The 21,987-nt window shown below is 53.2% G+C and carries 19 protein-coding genes and 4 tRNA genes; 14 read left to right on the top strand and 9 right to left on the bottom strand.

The genetic code is table 11. The features are described from left to right. Positions 1-28: 28 nt before the first annotated feature. The 3 genes from BM123_RS09065 to mce form a co-directional block, all read right to left on the bottom strand. Positions 29-1,174 carry a T9SS type A sorting domain-containing protein gene (locus BM123_RS09065; RefSeq protein ID WP_175489311.1) on the bottom strand — a complete coding sequence of 382 codons (1,146 nt, stop codon included), beginning with the start codon at positions 1,172-1,174 and terminating at the stop codon, positions 29-31. 139 nt (positions 1,175-1,313) lie between these two features. Further along, the gene (locus BM123_RS09060) at positions 1,314-2,588 is read right to left on the bottom strand and encodes an MFS transporter (RefSeq protein ID WP_245748484.1); all 1,275 of its coding nucleotides are present in this window, start codon (positions 2,586-2,588) and stop codon (positions 1,314-1,316) included. After that, on the bottom strand, positions 2,585-3,586 hold the full coding sequence (mce, locus tag BM123_RS24565) for a methylmalonyl-CoA epimerase (protein WP_245748482.1): 1,002 nt from the start codon (positions 3,584-3,586) through the stop codon (positions 2,585-2,587). Before mce ends, BM123_RS09060 begins: the two co-directional genes overlap by 4 nt. A gap of 188 nt (positions 3,587-3,774) precedes the next feature. Between mce and BM123_RS09045 the strand changes: the two genes are divergently transcribed. The 6 genes from BM123_RS09045 (at position 3,775) to BM123_RS09020 (ending at position 7,622) form a co-directional block, all read left to right on the top strand. Then, positions 3,775-4,623, top strand: coding sequence for a mevalonate kinase family protein (locus BM123_RS09045; RefSeq protein ID WP_090167489.1), 849 nt, complete (start codon positions 3,775-3,777; stop codon positions 4,621-4,623). Positions 4,624-4,942: 319 nt separating this feature from the next. Then, positions 4,943-5,015, top strand: a tRNA-Lys gene (locus BM123_RS09040). 3 nt (positions 5,016-5,018) lie between these two features. Further along, a tRNA-Ile gene (locus BM123_RS09035) sits at positions 5,019-5,091 on the top strand. A gap of 7 nt (positions 5,092-5,098) precedes the next feature. Next, positions 5,099-5,170 (top strand) — tRNA-Asp (locus tag BM123_RS09030). Between the two features lie 229 nt (positions 5,171-5,399). Further along, positions 5,400-5,471, top strand: a tRNA-Asn gene (locus tag BM123_RS09025). A gap of 606 nt (positions 5,472-6,077) precedes the next feature. Further along, positions 6,078-7,622, top strand: coding sequence for a glycosyltransferase family 39 protein (locus tag BM123_RS09020; protein WP_090167487.1), 1,545 nt, complete (start codon positions 6,078-6,080; stop codon positions 7,620-7,622). A gap of 203 nt (positions 7,623-7,825) precedes the next feature. On the opposite strand, the gene trxA is transcribed toward BM123_RS09020, so the two are convergent. From trxA to BM123_RS09005, 3 genes are all read right to left on the bottom strand, one after another. After that, entirely contained in the window at positions 7,826-8,140 is a 315-nt protein-coding gene (gene trxA, locus BM123_RS09015; protein ID WP_090167485.1) for a thioredoxin, read from the bottom strand. Between the two features lie 127 nt (positions 8,141-8,267). Beyond that, the gene (locus BM123_RS09010) at positions 8,268-8,687 is read right to left on the bottom strand and encodes a CBS domain-containing protein (protein ID WP_090167483.1); all 420 of its coding nucleotides are present in this window, start codon (positions 8,685-8,687) and stop codon (positions 8,268-8,270) included. Positions 8,688-8,992: 305 nt separating this feature from the next. Further along, positions 8,993-9,292: a T9SS type A sorting domain-containing protein gene (locus BM123_RS09005; protein WP_090167481.1), complete on the bottom strand. Its 300-nt coding sequence runs from the start codon at positions 9,290-9,292 to the stop codon at positions 8,993-8,995. 428 nt (positions 9,293-9,720) lie between these two features. Here BM123_RS09005 and BM123_RS09000 point away from each other — a divergent pair, with 428 nt between their 5' ends. From BM123_RS09000 to BM123_RS08980, 5 genes are all read left to right on the top strand, one after another. Next, a complete protein-coding gene (locus tag BM123_RS09000; protein WP_090167477.1) occupies positions 9,721-11,946 on the top strand; it encodes a RelA/SpoT family protein in 2,226 nt (741 codons plus the stop codon). Positions 11,947-12,093: 147 nt separating this feature from the next. Next, positions 12,094-12,573, top strand: coding sequence for a Fur family transcriptional regulator (locus BM123_RS08995; protein WP_090167475.1), 480 nt, complete (start codon positions 12,094-12,096; stop codon positions 12,571-12,573). An 80-nt stretch (positions 12,574-12,653) separates the two neighbouring features. After that, on the top strand, positions 12,654-13,031 hold the full coding sequence (locus BM123_RS08990) for a DUF3127 domain-containing protein (RefSeq protein WP_090167472.1): 378 nt from the start codon (positions 12,654-12,656) through the stop codon (positions 13,029-13,031). 17 nt (positions 13,032-13,048) lie between these two features. Next, a complete protein-coding gene (gene apaG, locus BM123_RS08985; protein WP_090167470.1) occupies positions 13,049-13,447 on the top strand; it encodes a Co2+/Mg2+ efflux protein ApaG in 399 nt (132 codons plus the stop codon). Positions 13,448-13,554: 107 nt separating this feature from the next. Next, positions 13,555-15,171 carry a CotH kinase family protein gene (locus BM123_RS08980; protein WP_139211821.1) on the top strand — a complete coding sequence of 539 codons (1,617 nt, stop codon included), beginning with the start codon at positions 13,555-13,557 and terminating at the stop codon, positions 15,169-15,171. A gap of 7 nt (positions 15,172-15,178) precedes the next feature. On the opposite strand, the gene BM123_RS08975 is transcribed toward BM123_RS08980, so the two are convergent. After that, on the bottom strand, positions 15,179-15,946 hold the full coding sequence (locus BM123_RS08975) for a segregation and condensation protein A (RefSeq protein WP_090167466.1): 768 nt from the start codon (positions 15,944-15,946) through the stop codon (positions 15,179-15,181). A 264-nt stretch (positions 15,947-16,210) separates the two neighbouring features. Further along, positions 16,211-16,852, bottom strand: a complete 642-nt coding sequence (locus tag BM123_RS08970) for an SPOR domain-containing protein (protein ID WP_090167464.1) — start codon at positions 16,850-16,852, stop codon at positions 16,211-16,213. A 308-nt stretch (positions 16,853-17,160) separates the two neighbouring features. Between BM123_RS08970 and BM123_RS08965 the strand changes: the two genes are divergently transcribed. Genes BM123_RS08965 through BM123_RS08955 form a run of 3 tightly spaced genes read left to right on the top strand, consistent with a single transcriptional unit; the run spans position 17,161 to position 20,736 of the window. Continuing rightward, positions 17,161-18,213 (top strand): beta/alpha barrel domain-containing protein, encoded by a 1,053-nt coding sequence (locus BM123_RS08965; protein WP_090167460.1) that lies wholly within the window; start codon positions 17,161-17,163, stop codon positions 18,211-18,213. Positions 18,214-18,252: 39 nt separating this feature from the next. After that, positions 18,253-19,566: a hydroxymethylglutaryl-CoA reductase, degradative gene (locus tag BM123_RS08960; RefSeq protein ID WP_090167458.1), complete on the top strand. Its 1,314-nt coding sequence runs from the start codon at positions 18,253-18,255 to the stop codon at positions 19,564-19,566. A gap of 57 nt (positions 19,567-19,623) precedes the next feature. After that, positions 19,624-20,736 carry a hypothetical protein gene (locus tag BM123_RS08955; protein WP_090167456.1) on the top strand — a complete coding sequence of 371 codons (1,113 nt, stop codon included), beginning with the start codon at positions 19,624-19,626 and terminating at the stop codon, positions 20,734-20,736. Positions 20,737-20,805: 69 nt separating this feature from the next. On the opposite strand, the gene tgt is transcribed toward BM123_RS08955, so the two are convergent. Then, positions 20,806-21,939, bottom strand: coding sequence for a tRNA guanosine(34) transglycosylase Tgt (tgt, locus tag BM123_RS08950; protein WP_090167683.1), 1,134 nt, complete (start codon positions 21,937-21,939; stop codon positions 20,806-20,808). Positions 21,940-21,987: the final 48 nt, after the last annotated feature.

Genomic DNA, 21,987 nt, shown 5'->3' with positions numbered 1-21,987 from the left:
CGTTGCCTTGAACAGAGCGTAGCGGGAATTACTTCCGTACGAAACGCAGCGTTTCGGTGCCCGTCTCACTCTCGAGGCGGAGGAGGTAGGTACCGGTCTTAAGCTGGCTTACGTTGAGGCTGTTGCCCGAAACCTGAGCTGTTTGTAGTACCCGACCATTGATGTCCAGTACCGTAGCCGTCGTGTTCTCCTTCAGGCCCGCGAGGAATAGTTCCTGGCTGGCGGGGTTGGGGTAAGCCGTTACGCTCAGGCCCGTGAGGGAAACGGCAACAGGGCCGTAGATAGCCTGCGTGCCGCCCAGGTCTACCTGCCGCAGGCGGTAGTAGCTGGTGCCGTTGGCGGGGTTCTCGTCCATGAAGCTGTAGTTGCTTACTTCGGTGGTCGTGCCTTCGCTGGCTACGCGGCCAATCTCAGAGAAGGTCTGTCCGTCAAGGCTACGCTCAACGGCGAAGAAATCGTTCTCAGACTCCGTGGCGGTTGACCATTTCACCAGGACGGATTTGTCCGTAAGACTGGCACTAAGATTGCTGAGAGAAACGGGAAGTAATACGCTTAAGTTAACCGGCAGGTTATCGCTTGGATCAACTCGTGCATCGTTTCCTGTCCAGTTATCTCCGTCAGCAATGAGCGCCAGAGCGGCAGCTTTATCGACAAGGTCAGGTCCTGAATAATAAGCATTTTGCTTTTGACTACCTCCAATGGCGCCAATGTTGACCGCAGTTGTACCCTCGATAGTTCCCGTAGGGACGTAACTGGTATTGGTGGTTATTGTCCCTGAGGTGGTCCAAGAGGACCTTTCCAACTGAAAGGCATAGATAAAGGTCGGCGAAGCCTCCGTTCCGGTGTAAAGCATGATCTGATCTCCAGATCCTGATAGATTAAAAGAAGTAGGTAAGTCACTTCCTTCTATGCAGAAGACATCTCCGAAGGTCATAGCGGGAAGGGTGACCGAGCCGGCTCCCTCGGAAGAAATAAAAGTATCGTCGCTCTGCCAGCCTTTATCCGTCAGGTTTACCATAGTACCAGCGTCGATTTCGACCAGAGCTACGATGCATACTTCATCAGGACTGTCAGCTGCGTAGCCAACTACGGCAAGGTCGCCTACTGCTAGGGTAGTTTGTGCGTGCAAAAAAGTTAGGGCGAGTGTAAAAAGAAAAAGTAGCGTTAAACGCATGGAGTACTGATTTGTGTGAAAGGAGTAATTTGACAACGTTGAGGAAGTCAGAAGCTGACTGTGTCCGTAAAAATAAACGGATTCTTCGGAAACATTGAATTGGCGATTCATTGTTAACCCTGATTCAATCTTCGCAGCCTTATGAAACAGCTCTTACTCGACTAGCCGCCAGCACGGCCACCACACTCATCATCATCGTGAAATATCCCAGTAATTCGTAGTGCTCCAGCTTTCCGTCCGGCCCTTCGGTGATGATGAAACCGGCGATTAGGGTGCTGCCGAAAAGGGCCATTTCGTTGACAGACTGGCGGATACTCATGAAGCCGCCGCGGTTTTCGGGGCGGACGACGGAGGTGATCATTGTTGTGGCTGGCACGTTACGACCACTGGCTACGACAAAAAAGGAGGAGGTGGCCAGGAGGCCAACGAGCAAGGAGTCCGTATCCAGATTAGTGAGCCACCAGATGCTGCCGAGGGCAAAAAAGGAGGCCGTCATGAAAATGAGCATTCGCCCGTAGCGATCCGCCAGTTTACCGAAAAAAGGTAAAAGGACCACGGTGAGGAGTCCGCCGATAAAGTAGATGAGGCTTACCTGCTTGTCTTCGAAGCCGATGTTGATCTGCATATACGGCGCGATGAAGGGGATGATGGTGAAGTGGCCCAGCATCAGGCTCAGGGTAAAAAGGAGGGCAGCCCGTTGGTTGCCGTCGGAAAAAATGCGGACAAAGGGATCAATAACTTTGCGAAGGCCCTTGAGCGGTGCGGCAGCCATTGCACCTTCACCAATCTTTGCATCCGGCGTGTGCGCCCCTTGCTTAGCCTGCCGAAGTGCCACCTCCTTCTCTGCTACCAGATGCCCGGTCAACGATGGCACGAAGAGCCAGGCCATCCCTACAAAGAGGGCGGAAATGCCTGCCGTAACTAAAAAGGGCGACTGCCAGCCATACTCCGAGGCAATCCATATACCCGAAGGAACGCCTACCACGCTGGCTGCACTAAAGGCCGTCATTACCCAGCCCATAGCCGAGGCCCGCCGCTCCAGCGGGATGACATCGCCCACAATCGCCAGCACCAGCGCACCGAGGGTACCTCCGAAAACACCCGTGCAGGACCTGAAGACCAGCAACATCAGATAGCTTGGTGCGAAGGCACAGGCCAGCGTGCCGATCGTGAACCCAACGAAAAGAAACAGGAGTGCTGACCGGCGGTCAAAACGATCAATAAATGCCGTACTGATGAGATTGCCGGTCAGGGCCGCTCCTGCGTAAGCAGACACCACCCAGGCAAACTGCCCCGGTGTAATGCTAAATACTTCCATGATCGTTTTGCCCAGTGGCATGATGATCATGAAATCAATGATGTGGCAAAACTGAACGGCCGCCAGGATGAGGAGTAACCTCTTTTCGTTGATCATGCAGGTTTTTGAAATTCGCCGAAAAATTCATTCCCGGCGCGGGGTTTTATGGAGTCGGGAGCTTTAGCGAAGGCCAGGAGGTTGAAGTAAGGTTCCAGATAAGAGAGGTATTCCTCCCTGCTGCCGCCAAAAGGACGGGAGGTGCCCGTTGGGAGGTCAAACCAAAGACCCGCCAGTTTGCCACCGGGTTTGAGCAGGGAATGCATCTGTTTGGCGTAAGCCTGCCGGGTAGCCGGGTCGGGCTCAAAAGAGCAGAAGAAGGTCTGCTCCAGAATGAGGTCATACTGCCCGGCATGGGAAAAGAAGTCGCCCTGAATTAATTGCTCCGCCGGGAAATCAGGTACCCGCTGCTGCAGCCCCGCCAGTGGAGCGGCGGCAACATCGAGCACAAAAACGTTACGGAAGCCCTGTTGCCAGGCATACTCTGCCTCGTAGGCATTGCCGGCTCCGGGGATCAGGATTTTCAGGTCCTTATCCTTGAGTTTGTCCAGGTAGTTGGTGATGGGCGGAGAGGGGTAGCCGATGTCCCAGCCCGTCTTTTCTTCGGCGTAGCGCCGGGCCCAGAACTGCGCGTTTTCTTCTTTGGTCATGCCTCCGGGGATACTCTGGCATATTTCCACCAACACGCCATTGGTGCTGCGGGGGTGCAGGAAACAGACGAGCTTGTTGTCTGCCCCACGGGAAGGTTTCTCCTGCAGGAGTTCAAAGCCATCTTCCGCCAGCCGGCGCATTTCGGCCTCAATGTCGTCTACCTCAAAGGCGAGGTGGTGAATGCCGGGGCCTCGTTTTTCGAGAAACTTTTGGATGGGGCCGGTTGCTCCTTCGGGAGCGACCAACTCTATCTTGGCGCCTTCGGCGCCAGCGTCAAAAAAGCTGGTGGAGACGTGTTGGCTGGCTACGGTTTCCCGCTTATAGGCCGGCCGGCCGAGGAGGCGGCCAAGGAGTTCGTCAGCTGCATCGAGGTCTCCTACGGCGATGCCAATGTGATCTAGGCGCATGGGATAGATAGCTTTGCTTTTAAATGTTAACCCAGCCGGCGGACCGCCCCCTCGTTCCTTGGGTAGCGGACCGACGGCTTTGGGCTGAGCCGTCCGCCGGATGGTTGAATACTGACACTAACGTATTCAGTAACGACAAGTTGATTATCCCCATTACCTGTACCTTGCAACCTGCAACCTGCTAATTCATGTCCCGTTCCTACTCAGCAAAAATTCTACTCTTCGGCGAGCACACCGTGCTGCGTGGCGGCCGGGGGTTGGCAGTGCCTTATGATAAGCTCTCTTTACGGTGGACGAAAGGCACACCGGATGAACGCCTCCTGGCTTTTGCGGATTACCTAAAGGTGGCCATCTCTCCGGAATTACTCGACGCCGGAGCACTGGAAGATCAGCTGTTGGCGGACTGGCGGCTGGAAGGGAATATACCCGTTGGCTACGGGCTGGGCAGCAGCGGTGCAGTATGCGCCGCCATCTGGAGCCGCTTCGCCACCAGCCGTGGTTTTGGTCTTCGCGGAGAGGCTCTGCGCGATGTACTGGCCCGAATGGAACAGCACTTTCACGGAAGCAGCTCGGGAACGGATCCCCTGATCTGTTATCTCAATCAGCCCGTTAGCCTGGGCGGCGGTCAGCCACCAAAACCGGTGGAATTGCCGGAAGGCTGGAACAAGCGCTTCTTCTTAGTGGATACGGGGATAGAGCGTAAAGCTTCTGATTATATTCAGAAGTTCACCCAGCGATACGATGAGGAACCAAACTTTAAAGCAGCCACGGATGCGGGCTGGCTCGAACCCGCTAACCGCTGCATTGAGGCACTGTTGAACAACGATCAGGACGCATTGACGACTAACTGGCGTACCATCAGCCAATTTCAACTCCGGGAGCTTCCCGGCTTTATTCCCACCTCCTTCCACGAACGATGGGCCAGCAAAGGTTACCTGTTGAAAATTTGCGGAGCCGGCGGAGGCGGTGTATTGCTGGGCTACGCCTTGGAACGGGGCGTAACGGAGCGGGCGCTGGGGAAGGTTTTTTGGTTGTAGGGAGGGAGTGGGCAGGATACAGGTTACAGGTTGCCGGTTGTCAGATGGCTAACGAGCAAAGTTTTGAAATTTTTCTTCCTCGTCGCAACTAATCGATTCGCTTAAGGCATTTACCGTCCAGACAAAGCAACAACCATGATTAATTCAATCAAAATTAAACGGTTCGACCGGCGAGATATTCGCCGGGTCATTAATGCTTAAGTCCCTTCACCGGGGCTTAATAATTAAGCCCGGTCTGTCTCCCCCCTCGACCATTCTTTAGCAGTAAGAGAACTGCTCTTTTTGGTGGGCCTTATTGGCCTGACCAATCTTCAAATTTTGGTGTGTAGCTCAGTTGGCAGAGTAGCGGTCTCTTAAACCGTGGGTCGTGGGTTCGAGCCCCACCACACCAACATTCCGACGTAGCATAACGGTTAATGCACTCGCCTGATACGCGAGCGATTATTGGTTCGAATCCATTCGTCGGGACTTTTTCGGTGACGTAGTTCAATGGTAGAATTCGGGATTGTCTATCCTGGGGTTGCGGGTTCAAGCCCCGTCGTTACCGCACGTACTAAGGTTTTTTGCTGGGTTGCGGGTGCGCTTCGCGGCTGCCTACGGCGGTCGAGCCCCGTCGTTACCGCATTGGTCGAGGAGTTGTACTCCGAATATCTCACCCTACGGCACTGGCCTGGTTGGACTTGGAATGCAATTCCTCGTCCGAAGATAAATCATCCTGGAACCCGACGGGCGGCCCGGCGAACAACGCCGGCACGCCGCCCGTGACGGGTCATTTTGGTTCTCTGGCTCAATGGTAGAGCGACGCTTTGTTAAGGCGTGGGTTGTGGGTTCAAATCCCGCGGGAACCGCAAAAAAGGGGGGGGAAGGGAGGCGTGGGTTGATGGGTGCACTACGTGGCTGCCTGCGGCGGTCAAATCCCGCGGGAACCGCAAAAAAGGGGGGGAAGGGAGGCGTGGGTTGATGGGTGCACTACGTGGCTGCCTGCGGCGGTCAAATCCCGCGGGAACCGTAAAAAAGGGGGGGAAGGGAGGCGTGGGTTGATGGGTGCACTACGTGGCTGCCTGCGGCGGTCAAATCCTGCGGGAACCGCAGAAAAAGGGGGGGAGGGAGGCGTGGGTTGATGGGTGCACTACGTGGCTGCCTGCGGCGGTCGAATCCCGCGGGAACCGCGAGAATAAAGGGGAAAGGGGGGCGTGGAATGATGGGTGCACTTCGTGGCTGCCTGCGGCGGTCAAATCCCACGAGAACCGTAATGGTCGAGGAGTTGCACTCCGAGTACCGGTCGCTATTTTCTTATTTCGTCAGGGCTCGGAATACAATTCCTCGACCGGGCCAGCTACAGGATTGATGGATTGAGAACCTTTAGTGGTCGAAGCCAGCGGGGTTCACATCGGTTTTAATGTTTCCATATCGATCCACTCCCTATTTTAGCCAGGCACTAATTTCACCTGTTCTTGAACTCCTCCTCCCAGCCGTCCATTCACCGGAATACCTTGATCGGTCTTTTGGTCAGCAAATTTCTGTTGCACCTAGTCGCCGTCCTCAACGGCTACGGCCTTCACCGCGACGAATTTCTCTACCTCGCCGAAGGCAGCCACCCCATGTGGGGCTACATGGAAGGGCCGCCCATCATCGGCTGGGTAGCCGGCCTGAGCCGGCTGGTGTTCGGCACCTCCGTCTGGGCGGCGAAGTTTCCGGTCTTACTCGTCGGAATGCTTAGTCTCTACCTATTATTAAAGTTGGTGACGGAGCTCGGTGGCGGTAAACGCGGCCAACTCATTGCCGGTGTTGCCTGGTTGCTGTCTCCCGTTTTCCTGGGGTCTAACGCGCTCTTTCAGCCGGTGAGTTTCAACCAGTTCTGCTGGTTACTCATCGGCCTGGCCTGGGTCCGGGTGGTGAATCACGAACGGGCGAAAGACTGGTACATTCTCGGGCTGGTAACCGGGCTGGCGCTCATGACCAAATACAGCGTCGTGTTTTACCTGCTGGCACTATTGGTAGGCATACTGCTTACGCCGCAACGGAAATTACTCGCCGGCAAATACCTCTGGCGCGCCGCAGCCATCGCGCTGCTGATGTGGCTGCCTAACCTGGCCTGGCAGTTTTACTATGACTTTCCCGTAGTCAGCCATATGCAGGAACTGGCCGAAACCCAACTGGTGAACTTGTCTTTAGCCGATTTTCTGTTGCCGCAATTCCTCTTCCATACCGCAGGGGTTTTCGTCTGGATTCCCGGTTTGTATTATCTCTTTACCGCAGAAAGACTACACCCCTATCGCTCCCTCGCCTGGGCCTATTTATTGTTGATGTTTTTATTGATCGCCCTCAGCGGTAAGGCCTACTATACCATGGGGGCTTACACCTCCCTGATGGCAGCGGGTGGTTTGTTCTGGGAAGAAAAGGTGGGGCAAAAAAGCTTATGGCTGCTACCCGTCTTTGCCGTAAACTTCCTGTTCATCCCCTTTGGCTTACCGGTCTTACCAATTGACAAGATGCAAACCTTCGGCGTATTCATACGCGACGAGGTGGGCCTCGCCGCTCCGCTCCGCTGGGAAGATGGAGAGTACCGCGATCTGAGCCAGGACTACGCCGACATGCACGGCTGGGAAGAAATGGTGCAGGCCGTTGCCAAAGAGTATCATCAGCTGGCTCCCGAAGACAAGGCCAACTGCTTCATCTATGGCGGCAACTACGGCCAGGCCGGAGCGCTGTCTTTCTACCGTAAAAAATACGACCTGCCCGAGCCGGTCAGTTATAACGCCAGTTTCATCCTCTGGGTACCGCGGGAGATGACCTTTGACCGGCAAATATCCGTAGAAGATTACCCCCAGCCTGCGTCAGAGTTTTTTCAGCGGACCGATACTCTTTTAGTACAACATAGCCCCTTCGCCCGGGAAACTCACTACTTCTATTATTACACGGAGCCCAGCAGTGACCCCGCCGCTGCCTGGCGCGAAGAGATTAAAGGGCGCATCATTGATCGGGTGGGGCGCTATTGATCGGCGCTTAGTCGGTACACGCGCTCCTTACAGCTATGATGGTGCACCTCGATGATGTGCCGCTTAGTGGCGGGTAAACTCCCGCTCAATGTGATCGTTGTCGGCTTCCGCCCGACTGGCTAAAATTCTTCGAGGTGAAAGAGATGAAACTAAAAAACGGGCTACCCATTGCTGGATAGCCCGTCTCTAAAAAATATCGTTTATCAGGCCAGTGCCTTAATCTTCTTACGCAACTGATGCTCAGAAGCCATTCCTTTCAGGCTGTCTTTAATCTTGTTACTTTCCATAAAGAAGAGAGAAGGAATGCTTCTCACCTGAAATTTAGCCGCCAGGTCGCGCTGCTCGTCAATATTGATTTTGTAAACATCGACGGAGTCAGAGAACTCATCGGCTAGTTTTTCTACCGTAGGTAACAGTGCCTGACAGGGGCCACACCAGTCGGCGTAGAAGTCAAGAACAAAAGGACGTCCACTGGCAACAATGGCATTGAATTGTTTATTGGAAGTGATCGATTTCATAATGGTATAAATTTTGTGATGGTTAATAATTACATCCACAAATTTAGGGCCGGACAGCAGCTTCCAATTACCGATACTTCCTGTTGAATTACCAATTTTTCCTTTTAGACGGCGTGTACCCCGCTGTTTATAAGCGATCAGCGTACAGGATGGGCTCCGGGTATTCCTTCTTGAAGCTGTACTTTATAACGTCAAAGGCCGTCACTACCCCCTTTAGTTCATCCTGCAGGTTAACGACGGGTAGTGTCTTAAAGCGGCGATCCATGAACAACTCTGCGGCGGTTCCTACTTTATCCTTCGGGGCAAGCTTAACGACGTGAGAAGTCATGACGTCACTGACGAGCTTTTCATGACAACCGGGATTCTGGCGGCAATTATGCCAAAGGTCGTAGGTGGTGATGAGGCCAACGAGTTTCCCTCCCTCCACTACGGGCAGTTGCTGCAGCCGCTTCTGCTCCATCAGCGCCAGTACATCGCCAACGGTTTGGCGGGGTGATGCTGTGGTTACTTTTTTGGACATAATGGTCCTTACTTCTTCATTCATCATAGCTCTCAAAAATTTTACATGAGGATTAAAAACTTATTTAAAGACTTGCACAATGGCAAAATAACAAAATTATTGTGCGAAAGCAAGAATTTTTTCAGAATGATAAATTTTATGGCGCGGGGCCGCAGGTGCAAGGAGGTGTTTTGAGAGCAGTGTGAAGTAAAAAAGCTCACCCGTCATCCTACTGACCGGTGAGCTTTGAAGAAAGAAATTTGCTTAGAGAACCCGTTTAGAGAGTATAAATCAAAAAGGATAACGTAATCTCAGAAAATCGTAAGACTTTAGTTTTTGGGATGGCCCGTGGCCTAATTTTTCTTTACCCGTTGGGTGTGGATCACCTTCTCAGCAGCGTCCCGTAGCTGAACGAGGTACATGCCGGCGGGTAGTTCGGCGATGTCGTAGGTCTCATTCGGGCGGAAATCAAACTGCTTGACCTCCTTGCCGGCCATGTTGATGACGCGAACATTCGTAACCCGGTCGCTATGACCAATCTCAAAGTAACTGGTAACCGGATTGGGGAAAACGCGTAGGTCTTCGGTGGCGGACTGGGCGCTGAGGCCAAAGCTGAACAGAACAAAAAATAAAGAGAGTAGAGTGTTTTTCATGATGAAAGGCTTAAAGAGTAGCGAATGAATAGGTTTGGGCAGCACCCTCGTTCGGCGTGCTTTCTGCCTCTCTCAACTGCCTGTTCACGGCCAGGTGCGAAAGTGTTTATCTTTTTTATGCAAAAATGTAGGATTAGGTGTCAAATTGACGAAATTCAGTCAAAAGGCTGTTTTTACGCTAATTCATTGCTCCTCCAACCGCCCTTGCACCTGCGAACGCGCCCAGAATGACTAAATATCATACTTTGGAGCTGTTTTTCGGGCATTCGCACCCAAATCATTGATTAACTTGTTCTTTTACCAGAGCGAATCAGACTGCCTGCAGTGGTGATTAGAGCCTTAAACCTGAAAAGTGACGGCTCTAAACCAGGAAAGCCTTCTGATTACGAACTATCTTTCCGCTACGAACAAAATGATGATTTACCGGCATGGCCGAAGTGATTGAAACCAGTGTTGAAGAGCAAACCGGACTTCGGGAAGCTTACGAGGCGATGATCGCCTGCCTCATTAACCCGCCCAATGCGCAGGATAGTGAACAGATGTTGCGTGCCTATGAGCTCGCGAACTACAGCCATCGCTACCAGCGGCGAAAATCCGGGGAGCCTTATATGTACCACCCGATTGCCGTAGCCCGTATCTGCGCGGAGGAGATTGGCCTTGGTCCAACGGCCATCTGCGCCGCCCTGCTGCACGATGTAGTGGAAGACACCCCCGTCACACTGGAAGATATCCGGGCAGACTTTGGGGAACGGATCGCTCAAATGGTGGGCGGCCTGACGAAACTCGACAGTGCCTACACCAACGAAAGTCAGCAGGCGGCCAACTTCAAAAAAGTGCTTAGCACGCTCATTATCGACGTTCGCATCGTACTCATCAAGATGGCGGACCGGCTGCATAATATGCGGACGATCAAAAGCATGCCGGAGCATAAGCAGTTTAAAATTGCTGCCGAGACCAGTTACATCTATGCACCGCTGGCGCACCGGCTGGGCCTTTACAACTTCCGTTCTGAATTCCTGGACCTTTGCATGAAGGTATTAGAGCGGGACGAATACATGGCCGTTGCCAAAAAGCTTCAGGAGACAAAGTCTTCCCGCGAGCAATACATTGACCGCTTCATCGCCCCCTTAAGGGCGGGGCTCGACGAGCTGGGCTACACCTACCGGATATTCGGCCGACCCAAGTCGATCTACAGCATTTATAACAAGATCAAGAAGAAGCAGGTGCCCTTCGAGCAGATTTATGACCTCTTTGCGGTTCGTATCATTGTTGATGTACCCGTCCGCAAGGAGAAACTTGCCTGTTGGGGTGCTTACAGCGTGGTGACGGATGTTTATCAGGGCGTCCCTGAGCGCCTGAAGGACTGGGTGACCATCCCGAAATCAAACGGTTACGAAAGCCTGCACACCACGGTGGCGGGCCCGGATGCCCGCTTCGTGGAAGTTCAGATCCGGAGTGAGCGGATGAACGAGATCGCCGAGCGCGGCTTCGCTGCGCACTGGAAATATAAGGGTGTGAGTAATCAGCCCGATGTTTATGAGCAGTGGTTCGATAGCGTGCGGGATATTCTCGATGACCCGAACAGCGATACCGTTCAGTTTTTGGGGGACTTCCGGGCCAACAACTTCTTCAATGAGGAAGTCTACGTCTGGACCCCGGACGGTGACATGAAGACGATGCCAAAGGGCGCCAGTGCGCTGGACTTTGCCTTCAGTGTACATACGGAGGTAGGCTACCACTGTCAGAGTGTGATGGTAGACGAGCGTATTGTCCCCCTGAGCTACAAACTGCAGAATGGTGACCGCATGAAGGTGATCACTAATAAGCAGCAGAAACCAAACGAAGGTTGGCTGAAATTGGTGACGACCGGAAAGGCGAAGGCTAAAATTCGTCAGGCCCTGAAAGCAGAACGCCGGGAACAGGGAGAACTCGGCAAGGAGGCCCTGATGCGGAAATTTAAAAACCTGCGTATTGATGATACCCGGGCGGCAGTGGAAGCACTGTCCAAGTATCACTACGAAAACAGCCACATTGATCTGTTCTACAACATCGCCCAGGAGAACATCTCCATTGCGCAGGTGCTGGAACCCTTCATCGTAGAAAACGGCAAACTGGTTGCTAAAGCCGTTGAATTGCCGGAAACGGACGCAAAGGACCTCTCCGCCCCCCGCCGGCGTAACAGTGCCAATAAAGAAAAGGGGCACTCCAAACTGCTCATCAACGGGGAGCCGGGTAACCAGTTCGAATACACCATGGCTACCTGCTGTAACCCCGTACAGGGTGATCAGGTATTTGCTTACCTGACGGCCAATGCCGGGCTGAAGATTCACCGGAGTAAATGCCCCAATGCCCAGAACCTGATGGCCAACTATGGCTACCGCATAATGAAGGCGGAGTGGGTGAGCACTACCGAAAGCAGTTTTGTGGTCAATCTGCGGATGACCGGTCTGGACAGCGGCAAGGGAGTAATTGAACGCATCAGCCGGGAGATCACGGAAATGAACCTCAACATCCGTAGCTTCAGCATCAATGGAACGGATGGTTTCTTCGAGGCTAACATCAGCCTGTTAGTGAAAAACACCGACCAGCTTTACCTGGCGATACAAGGGCTTAAAAACTTAGATCACATATCTACTGTTTCCAGAGTAGAGTAATATCTGATGGTTCTCTTTTTCGTCTGAAAATGTCGACGGGCAATAGATTGTCGATGATCTTATTAACTGCCAGAAGAGGAACAACCAACAAATAAGCCCCCATCCGAAAAAGGACCTAAGGGCCAATACCCGTCTTAGCTAAATAGCATGCAAACCAATCCTACTACCAACATACAGTCTGTTAAAGACATCTTTAGCGCTCACCTGAAGGAACGCAAGGCCCGGCGCACGCCGGAGCGTTATGCTATTCTCGAAGAGATTTACAGCCGGGATGATCATTTTGACGCGGAGTCTCTCTACATCCACATGAAGACTAACAACTATCGGGTTTCGCGGGCGACGGTTTACAACACCCTGGAACTATTGGTTAGCTGCGACCTGGTGAAGAAGCACCAGTTTGGTAAAAATCTGGCTCAGTACGAAAAAAGCTATGGCTACAAACAGCACGATCATCTGATCTGCAATGACTGTGGTAAAGTGCTGGAATTTTGTGATCCCAGGGTGCAGCAGATTAAAAACATGATGGGAGAAATTCTGAACTTTGAAGTAACCTCTCATTCTCTTAATCTATACGGAAATTGTGCCGGGGGGTGCGAAAAAACCAGAAAAAATAATACGCCGGACTAATCGCAGCCCGGCAACTCGTTGGCAAATACAAACAAATTACTTATTTTTGCCAGCCTTTACAACAACAGAAAACAACAGCTATGTCTTTCGAAATTACTGGTACCCTCGTTAAGAAATATGAAGTGGAAACAAAAGGAGAGTCCTTTCGTGTCCGTGACTTCGTGATCAAAGCCAACGACGGTGGGCAGTACGACAATTTCGTGAAGTTCCAGACAACCCAGGACCGTACGGCCATCATCGACGATTTTAACGAAGGTGATGAAATCAAGGTACACTTTGATCTTCGCGGCCGCCAGTGGCAGGAAAAATACTTTACCAATTTGAATGCCTGGCGGGTAGAAAGCCTGAGCAAGGCTGCCACTCCCCCTGCCGGCGGAGCAGCAGAAGAAAGCTTCAACGATTTCCCGACCGCCGGGGAGGAGCCCGCTGCCGAGGCATCGGATGACCTACCCTTCTAGAATTAATTACTCACGCTATGATCTTCAGCCAAACAACCCAGGACGTAACGGTTAGCGCCGAGAGTCACTACCAGGAAAGCTACAGCAAGCCCGGCGAAGGGCAGTTTGTGTTTTCTTACCTGATTCGCATCGAGAACAAAGGGAGCCGAATGGTTCGCTTACTCAGCCGGGCGTGGGAAGTTATTGATGCTGCCGGTAACCGGCGGCTGGTTGAAGGAGAAGGCGTGGTGGGTCAACAGCCCGAAATTTTGCCCGGCCACGCGCATGAATACACGAGCTGGGTTCAGTTCGAAACGCCCATCGGGGCCATGCAAGGCAATTACCTGATGGTAAGAATGGACTCCCGCGGCAACGAAGAGTACTTTCAGGTAGAGGTTCCCCGCTTTTTACACGAATCTCCGGAAGTGTTAAACTAAGCAGCTGACCGCTGCGACGCATACGCTTCATTCGTACCTTTAGGAGCGCCAGTTTGACAAGAATCTTTGTCAAACTGGCGCTCCTTTTTTTGTTGAAGCCTCTGATCATGCAAATAAGATTACCCCTTCTGTTTATCCTTCTGGCTACATTATCGATGCTTTCTGCTCAGACGGACTTTAGCTCGAATCTTCCCATTATCATCATTGATACGGAAGGCGACAACATTCCCGACGAGCCCAAAGTAAGGGCCAGCATGAAGATCATTGATAACGGACCTGGCCAGCTCAACGCAACGATCGATGACCCTGCTGGCTACAACGGCTTTATCGGGATTGAACGGCGGGGCTCCACCTCTCAGACGGTATTCCCCAAAGTTGGTTACGGCATTGAAACCCGGGACGCCGATGGCGAAGATCTGAACGTTAGCCTTCTGGGCTTTCCGGAAGAAGAAGACTGGGTACTACACGGCCCTTACTCCGATAAAAGCCTGATTCGAAACGCACTGGCCTATCATCTGGCGGGGCAAATCATGGACTATGCGCCAAGAATTCGCCTGACAGAACTCATCATTGATGGAGAGTACCAGGGTATTTACCTTTTTACGGAACGAATCAAACGGGATAAAAACAGGGTAGACATCAGTAAACTAACGCCAGATGAAAACACGGGAGACGATCTTACCGGAGGCTATATTTTGAAGCTGGACAAGTTTACCGGGGAAACGGATGACTTCCCCGTACAATTCACTTCCCGCTTTAATGCAGACACGGAATCGGAGCAAACGATCCGGTTCCTCTACCACTACCCCAAACCCGAAGACATTAGCGCTAACCAGCGGGTATACATCGAAAACTGGATGAATCGCTTTGAAGACGCTCTGGCGGGTGATCAGTTTCTCGATTCATTGAACGGTTACCGGCAATATGTGGACCTGCCTTCCTTTGTAGACTTCCTCATTATCAACGAGATTTCCCGAAACGTAGACGGCTACCGTCTGAGCAGTTACTTCTCCAAAGACAAAGACAGCAAGGGAGGAAAACTAATGATGGGCCCCGTGTGGGATTTTAACCTGGCCTTCGGCAACGCCAATTACTGCGGAGGAGCCGCCGCGAGGGGCTGGGGATATGACTTCGGCATCAACTGCCCTGATGATTTCTGGCAACTTCCCTTTTGGTGGGACCGGCTGCGGGAGGACCCCATCTTTCTGGATCTGCTCAATGACCGATGGAAGAGCCTGCGCAGAAATTTATTCAGTGATGAAAGACTCAATGGCACCATCGATTCTCTTGTGGCAGAGATGGGCAACGCCGTTGACCGAAATTTTAATCGTTGGCCGGTTATTGGCGAAGCCATATGGCCCAACGTCTTCGTAGGGGACACTTACGAGGCGGAAGTTGTCTACCTCAAAAACTGGTTGACGGAGCGAACGAACTGGATGGATGGCGCGATTCAGACCCTGACCTCTACCGAATCCGCTCTTTCTTTTACACCATTACAGCTATCCCCTAACCCTACTTCGGGAATACTGAAACTAAGCGGTCTGCCCACCGAGCAATTAGAAGAACTCAGATTATACGACCTGACCGGAAAACTGCTGAAGCGCCTGCATCGCTTATCGGCTGCAGAGCAAATTAACCTTGGTCAACAAGTACCGGGGATGTATATCGTTCAGGCAAGAACCGCGGAAGGACAGGTATTCACCGGCCGGGTCCTGTGGCAGTAGCGCGAGGCTACTCTTCCTCCGTCGCGGAAGCCGGTTCCAGCCAAAAGTTATTGACTCCTTCACCAGCGATGAGTTTGATCTCCCGGGCATTAAGCAATTCCAGCAAACCGAGGAAGGTGACAATGGCATGGATGCGGGTGACACACACGCTGAAGATGTCAGAAAAACCGGGCCGTGACTTTCCAAAAGTTACTCCACTGACGAGGTCCATTATCCTAACCTGCTGCTCCTCGATGGTGTAACTGAATTGAGCAATCTCATGCACCGCTGGCCGATTGCTTTCTTCTTCCATCCGGCTGAGTAATCGCTCATAAGCCTTCAGCAGTTTGAATAAGGTTACGCTCTCCAGCTCAACGTCAACGAGGGCGCGGGTAGCAATCTGGGCCAACTCAGCCGTAACGTTACCCCGATAGTTCCGCATCCCACGGGCTGTTTCCAACTCGCGTAGTTCTTCCAGAACGGATTTGTATCGTTTGTACTCCAACAAACGGCTCACCAATTCTTCACGCGGGTCAATCTCATTGCCTTCTTCATCCACCGGCTTGCGGGGGATAAGCATTTTAGCTTTGATCCGGCAGAGGGTAGCAGCCACCAGCACGAACTCACTGGCCAGGTCAATATCCATTGCCTGCGCCTGCCGCATGTAGGCCAGGAAGTCGTTCGTCACTTGTGAGATCGGAATATCGTAGATGTCCAGCTCATCCCGCTCAATGAAGAAGAGCAGCAGGTCAAAGGGCCCTTCAAATTGGGGAAGCTTAATGGTATATCCGGCCATGGGCGCAAAGATATGTTACTTGGTCTTATGTGCCTTACTGTTGGGTAGATAACAAATTGCAGGAATAAATGACCACAAGCCCCTCGACTACGCTCGGGGACCGACTGCCAAAGTATGACCGTTCACTGAGCGAACATCGAGCGACCGCAGGGAGTCGAGATGGTAGTCGAAGGGGGCCACCGGCAATTTGTTATCCACACCTTACTGTTCGGAGAAGACTACTAAGGCGTCCGCGCTCTCCGAACTTGCGTTTGCCCCAGAACTCTACCGTCTCCGCATCACCCTTGCCTCAAAGCCTGCCGCCTTAACCCGCTCCGCCAAGCGATTGGCTTCACTGTAGCGGTCAGACTGGCCGGCCAGTGCGACGGCGAAAGTGCCCCGGTTAAATTTTTCCAGTCGGGTATCCCGAAAACCGGCAGCTTTCAAAGCTGCCACCCGTTCCTTTCCATTTTCTAATTGCCGAAAACTGCCAGCGATCACCAAATAACGGCCAACAGAGCTGACGGAAGAGGAAGAACCACCACTTTGCTGAGCGGTTTGAGGGACCGTTGTGGTGGATCCGGCAGCCGTTGAAGAGCCACTTTCGTTGGTTTGGCCACCATTGCCACTGTTGTAACGATCATCGTTCCCCGCAGTAGCAGAACCCGTCCGTGACGCAGCATCTTCCTGGCTGGCCGTTACCTTTTCACTGTCGGGAACTTCCTGAAAATAAGGCTCAAAATCAGTATCCTGACCAATATCTGCAGGAGCCTCTTCGTCCGTATAGTCGCTGGGATTCAGCACAATACGATCTGTTCCGGAGGAATCTTCACCATCAGTAGCCTGGAGGGCCGCAAAAAACAGATAGATAAGGGCCGCCAGGCAGCCGATCAATATGATAGGGATCAGAATGGAGGTATTCTTCATATGTCAATTAAGTTAAAATTCTATTTTTTAGCCCAAGATGTGCAATACTGAACCATTTTTTTGCATTTTTGTCTAAGCGTGTAGACGTACTCATCGAAGTTTTGACACATCGAAAGTACGGAATGCCAGTTGCTATCCTGGTTTATACGCAAGAATTGTTCAAGTGTTTGCTTTTTGGAAAGACCGTTTTTAGGGGCGCCCGTTTAGGTGCCCCTGTTTTTTTTTATCAAGGGTGCTTACTTTGCACTCCTGAACCATTCTTTTCAACCTGCGTTGCGGTTGTCATGTCCGAACTACTTTCCCAAAGTATGCAGAAACCTCCAGGAGATCCTACGGCAGCCAGCCGCAAAGAAGACCACATTGAGCTGGCCTTCCGCTCTCAGGTAAATCGTATCGAGCTGGATGCTCGTTTCGATTATGAACCGATGCTGGCGGCCCACCCTTTGCCGGGCTCGTTACCCTCCAGTCCTTTTGGAGATAAGACTATGAAAGCTCCTCTCTGGGTCAGCAGTATGACGGGGGGCACGGAAAAGGCCTACGTGATCAATCAGAATCTGGGCAGGGCCTGCGCTGAATTCGGACTGGGCATGGGCCTCGGCTCCTGCCGGCCGCTCTTGTATGGTGATGACCGACTGGTAGATTTTGACATCCGCCCCATAACGGGAGATGAGGTGCCGTTGTATGCTAACCTCGGCGTTGCTCAGGTACAGGAATTGCTGGACGAAGGACGAATCGGGGAAATCTCCGAGATGGTGACTGCCCTGCGGGTGGATGGCCTGATCATTCACGTGAACCCCTTGCAGGAAGCGATGCAGCCCGAAGGTGACCGCTTCACGGCAACACCGCTACAAACGGTAAAAGACACACTGGCGGAGCTTCCGGAGCTTCCCGTCATCGTGAAGGCTGTGGGGCAGGGAATGGGACCGGCCAGCCTGTCCGCCTTACTCAAGTTGCCCTTGCTCGCCATTGATACGGCAGCCAACGGCGGCACCAATTTCAGCAAGCTTGAATTGCTGCGGGGTGATGAATTGCGCGCGCAGGCCTACGCACCGGTGGTGCAGCTGGGCCACTCGGCGGAAGAGATGGTAGACATGATTAACCAGGAGGTACGGGCACTTCGACAAGCTCAGCAGGGCGCGGGGCCGCAGGTGCAGTGTGAGCACCTCATCGTTAGTGGTGGCATCCAGACTTTTCTGGATGGTTTCTACCTTACACAAAAGTCTCAGCTCCCAGCCGTATACGGGCAAGCCTCTGCCTTCCTGCGCTACGCGCGGGAAGATTACGCCACCCTCCAGCGCTATGTGGAAACCCAACTGCGCGGGCTGGAGCTCGCGCATGCTTATCTTCGGCCTCGTTTTTAAGCTTTCCTCTTCCTCCATCAAGAACTTTCCCCACCAGACGTGAACGACCCCAAACGCATCAATGGCTTTAGCCGACTAGACAAAGCCAGCCGCCGCAACTGGCTCCGGGAGCAATTCCTGGATACAGAAGCGGCTACCGTACTCTCTCAGTTCGACGTTGACGGCGCTCTGCAGGAAGTACTCGATAACTTCAGCGAAAACACGGTGGCCAACTTCCCGATGCCGTTCGGAGTAGCGCCGAATTTCATCGTTAATGGCAAGACCTACGCCGTACCGATGGTAATCGAAGAAAGCAGCGTAGTGGCCGCCGCCAGCGCGGCGGCGAAATACTGGATGCCGCGCGGTGGCTTCGGCGCCGAAGTACTCTCCGCCGAAAAGCTCGGCCAGGTTCACTTCCGCTGGAGCGGAAGCCCCGAGCGGCGCGCTGCTCTTTTACCTTCCCTTTGCACCCGCGTCCGCGCCCAAACCGCTCACCTGACCGAACGGATGGACGCCCGGGGCGGCGGGGTCCGGAACATCGTCTGGAAGCACCTTCCCGAAATTGCCCCCGACTGCTACCAGCTGCTCGTCAGCTTTGGCACCGCCGACAGTATGGGCGCCAACTTCATCAACACCGTCCTCGAAGCCTACGGGCAGGAACTGCGCCGCTGGGCAACGGACAGCCCTGAGTTGACCGACGATGAACGCGACCTGGAAGTCATCATGGCCATCCTTAGCAACCACACGCCCAACTGTGTCGTTCGCGCCTGGGTCAGTTGCCCCATCGAGCAAATGAACGTTCCCGGAAGCGGGGTGGATGCCGCCGATTTTGCGCGACGGTTCAAGCTGGCCGTAGACATTGCCCGCCAGGATACTTACCGTGCCGTAACCCATAACAAAGGCATCATGAACGGCGTCGACGCCGTGGTGCTGGCCACCGGCAATGACTTCCGTGCCATCGAAGCCGCAGCCCATGCCTTCGCCGCCCAGGACGGTACTTACCGCTCTCTGAGCCGTTGCCGCCTGACGAGTGACACCTTCCACTTCGAGCTTACACTACCGCTTGCCCTGGGGACCGTGGGCGGGCTAACGAAACTTCACCCCCTGGCCAATCTTTCACTTCAGCTGTTGGGCCAGCCCTCCGCCGAAGAGCTTATGTGCGTTATGGCCGCCGCCGGTCTGGCCCAAAACTTTGCCGCTCTGCGTAGTCTTGTCACTACCGGCATCCAGAAAGGGCACATGAAGATGCACCTGCAAAACATTCTCTCCTCCTTCAACGCTACCACTGAAGAGCGCACGCAGGCTGAATGCCATTTCAATGGAAAAACGGTGAGCCATCATGCCGTGCGGGCTTTTGTGGAATCGATGCGTTAACCAATCGTTGACACAGCGGGCGTTGCCCGGTACAAACGCCCTACCGAACTTGCGGATATGCGCCTTTTCCTGTTTTCTTGTTTTTCCTGCTTTTTCCTGAGCTGTTTTTTTTCCTGCGGGCCAGACCTGCCTCCGGGGGAATACCATATTCGTTTGCAGGATACCACCTTTAATCAGGCAGGAGGATATTATCAGGTATACTGGAAACTCAGGGACAGTGCCAGCTGGGAACAAACGGTTAGCCTTGCGGATACAATCGTAGAGGAAGGTGGGTATCTCAAGATCAGGTCAGAGCGTATTTGGTACGAGTTCTGGCAGGACGGCACCGGCCTGCGCGCCAAACAACCCTATCCGGGTTGGGAGCGTGCCTTCGATTCTTTGCCCCCAGGCAGTAATGCGATGCTGACCGAAGACCGGGAGCGGGTGCTTATTGACATTCCTTCGGCGGATATTCTGCTGGGCAATGACTCCGTTCGCATTGGCATTATCCGGGTAGTGGACCGGGCCTTCAACTGGCAGCAATTCCCCCTGAACTATCCCGATTATTTACTCATTACACTGCCCGGTCAGCGACGGTTTCCGATCGCACTTGATCAGGATAACCTGGGACCAATCACCCGACAGACCGTCTTTCGGGTGGGGCGAAACAAGTACGCGCTAAAATACTTTGACGCTGAGCAGGGGGAAATGATCATTACCCAGTTGGAGCGAGACGTAGACTTACCCCTGACCGCCGAACTCGACCTGACGTATAAACAAGTACAGGTGAAAACGCTGGACGGAGAAGAAACTTACCTCAAGCGAAGCAGGGGGAAAGAGTTAATGATTTATTTCTGCGCCATTGGCTTTAATCATCAGAACCAGAGCATACTCAAGATTGACAGCCTGTATAAAGCCATGCCCGCTGCGGAACGCGATAAAATCGACATTGCGGTAGTGAGTCGGTTCAACACGTCGGAATCGCTACAGCAATTTGTGGATACCTCTGGCTTCTCTCTGCCGCTTTACCAGAACACCCCCAAAACCTGTTTACGGCTCAATTGTCACCCTGCCTTACCTTATTACGTTGGGATTGATGAACGGGGAAGGATTTCCACTTATTTCGGCTATCACCGCAAGCTGGTAGAGCGACTGATGGGGGAAAAGGAGGATCCTCCGCCATCCCGGTAGGCAAAAAACAGGCCACCAGTGATTCTGGAGGAATCATTACAAAACAATGGGAAGATGCAAAGATCTCCGCTACAACTTCCGCTCCAGTCCGGCCATTGCACCCTCTTTCCAGCTACTAAAGCTCCCGTCCAGAATCCGTTCCCGGGCTTCGGTGACGAGCGCCAGGTAGAAGGCAAGATTGTGCAGGGTAGCGATCTGTGGCCCCAGCAATTCATTGACCCGGAAGAGGTGATGCAGATAAGCTTTGGTATGGGCCTGAGAGGTAGGCGCTGCCGTAGCCGAATCATCGATGGCTGAAAAGTCATTCCGCCAGCGGGCATTCTTGATGTTGATGATGCCCTGGCGGGTGTAAATCACCCCGTGGCGGGCGTTGCGGCTGGGCAGCACACAGTCGAACATATCAACGCCCCGACTAATGCACTCCAGGATGTTGGCCGGCGTACCGACGCCCATCAGATAACGGGGCTTGTCTTTAGGCAACACCTCACAACAGAGTGCCGCGATGCGGTACATATCTTCGATGGGCTCCCCGACGGAGAGTCCGCCGATGGCATTGCCGGGCTGATCCTGACTGGCGATGAACTCACAGCTCTGTCGACGCAGATCATCGTAGCTACTCCCCTGCACGATGGGAAAGAGTGCCTGGGAGTGGCCATATTTCGGCTGAGACTCCTTCATAAAGGCTACACAGCGTTCCAGCCAGCGGTGCGTCAGGTGCATACTGTTCTCGGCATACTTTCTCTCGCTGGGGTAAGGCGGGCACTCATCGAATGCCATCACGATATCCGCACCGATGCTGCGTTGAATACCGAGGCTACTTTCGGGGCTAAACAAGTGCTTGCTGCCATCAATGTGGCTGGCGAAGGTGACGCCCTCTTCTTTGATCTTGCGCCGGTGGGCGAGGCTGAAGACCTGATAGCCACCGCTATCGGTCAGGATCGGCCCACTCCAGTTCATAAACTGGTGGAGGCCGCCGGCGGCCTCCATGGTTTCCATTCCGGGGCGGAGATAGAGGTGGTAAGTGTTACCAAGAATGATTTTGGCTTTCACCTGTTCCTTTAGCTCTGACTGATGGACGCCCTTGACCGTACCAATCGTGCCTACGGGCATAAAGATCGGTGTCGGGATCTCTCCGTGATCGGTGGTGAGTGTTCCGGCCCGGGCTGCGGTGGAAGTATCGGTCTGGTGAAGGGTGAATTTCATGGGCGCGAAGATAATCCAGACGCGGATATGAACCACGTTATCCCCCTT

The organism is Neolewinella agarilytica, assembly GCF_900110645.1.
GTDB lineage: Bacteria > Bacteroidota > Bacteroidia > Chitinophagales > Saprospiraceae > Neolewinella > Neolewinella agarilytica.
Note: the sequence above shows the minus strand (reverse complement) of the source record. Positions and strands in the feature narration are given on the sequence as shown.